Below are 1,699 nucleotides of genomic sequence, written 5' to 3'. Positions count from 1 at the left end.
TTGCGGTTATTACCAGGGCATTTACCTGTCGACTTCGGGTATCGCTGACAACAACCTGATCTACGCCATCTCGAACACCGGCATCACCTCATGGCATAACGCGACCAACCTGACTATCACCAACAACACGGTCTTCGGTAATGGCCAGGGCATCACGATTGGCGGCGGCGGCTACTACAATGGTTTCGCTGGCCCGCATGATTACTCGATCGTTGCGAACAATATCGTTTATGACAATACCGGAACCGGTATTGACGAGGAAGGAACGACTGGCACGCACAACCAGTACATGAACAACCTGTCATACGGCAATGGCGGTAACTTTAGCCTGCGTAATGGTCTGACACATACCGGGACGATCACGGCGGACCCGCAGTTCGCCAATTACATCAGAACCGGCGGCGGCGATTATCGCCTGAAGAACACCTCGCCGGCGATCGCTACAGCCGCGAAGACCTATTTGCCGACCATCGATCTGCCGGGTGCGACACGACTGCAGGCCGATATGGGAGCGTATAAATACTAAGCCAAGGTATCGGGAGCGCTGAACCCGGAGCGGCGGGTCGGATAAATAGCGTGGTCTGGTCGACAGCGCCAATAACATCCATCGCACCAATCAGATGATCCGGTCGTGCAAGATCGCAGGGAAGTCGACGACAACCGACTTCCCTGTTTTTTGCCGGACGCGCCCAGTCAGGCGCCCGCGCAAGTTCGCCACGGGTGAATGCATAGCAGAGGCCGGTCAGTTCAGTTCCGTGTTGCACATCGGTCCTGTTCCTCCAATTCGGACGAATGTTGCGTAAGACGCATGTCACGGATACGTGTGGAATGCTTGTCGCGCTGGCATGCTGCGTTGCAGACATTTCCTGAGAATTTCAGAACGGCAATTGCTCAAGTTTTAACATGCGGTGGGTCAACGTTAAGCAAAAAGCTGTGCATTGCTTTCTCCCTGCCAATTGAAAAATTGGCAGGGTTCCATCAAAAAACTGCATTCAAGCGCGGATTTTTTGCTCAAATATAATTTTTTTGTTGAAAAGGATCTACCACTTTCGTTCAAAAAAAGTGATGCCTTGAAACACGAAATCGCCCCGGTGTGCCAAGCAGCATCACGCTGGTTTCATAAAAACAATGATGTTTTGAAAATACACCCTTGCAATTGATTATTTCCCAGCATGAAATTTTTTCTGAGAAATAGTGTAACCAAGCAACTTGATGCTCCTCAAAAAGTTCGCTTAAATCAATTACTCGGGATAATTTTCATGCTAAAAATGTCATCATTCAGACTCTCGCCGCGCGCCATGTTGTGCACTAGCTTTACAGTCCTGCTGGCATCTTGTGGTGGTGGTTCTGGCGCCGATGCTGTCCAGGCCGATACCGCGGCCGACGCACAAACTGCGCAGGTTCAGCTCGACGCAAGAAACCATCACCATTCGGGTGGTACCACTGCACCGACACCGACACCGACACCTGCACCTGCACCAGCACCAGCACCGACATCGCCTACGACATACAACCTGTATGTTTCAACCACCGGTTCCGACTCCAACGCGGGTACGCAATCCGCACCATTCAAGACGATCCTGAAGGCGTCGCAGGTGGCCAAGCCTGACACCACGGTGCATGTGGCCCCTGGCACTTACACCGGTGGATTCCAGACCACCGTGAGCGGTACCTCGAGCGGGCGCATCCGTTTCGTGTC

General features: G+C 52.6%; 2 protein-coding genes. Both read left to right on the top strand.

Annotation, left to right across the window (positions count from 1 at the left end; genetic code table 11):
* The coding region (locus ACFOFO_RS26170) for a choice-of-anchor Q domain-containing protein (RefSeq protein ID WP_390333494.1) at positions 1-526 on the top strand (526 nt) is incomplete at its 5' end.
* 646 nt (positions 527-1,172) lie between these two features.
* The coding region (locus ACFOFO_RS26165; protein ID WP_390333493.1) for a DUF1565 domain-containing protein at positions 1,173-1,699 on the top strand (527 nt) is incomplete at its 3' end.

The sequence above is a fragment of the Pseudundibacterium arcticum genome (genome assembly GCF_042646465.1).
GTDB classification, from domain to species: domain Bacteria; phylum Pseudomonadota; class Gammaproteobacteria; order Burkholderiales; family Burkholderiaceae_D; genus Undibacterium_A; species Undibacterium_A arcticum.
Note: the sequence above shows the minus strand (reverse complement) of the source record. Positions and strands in the feature narration are given on the sequence as shown.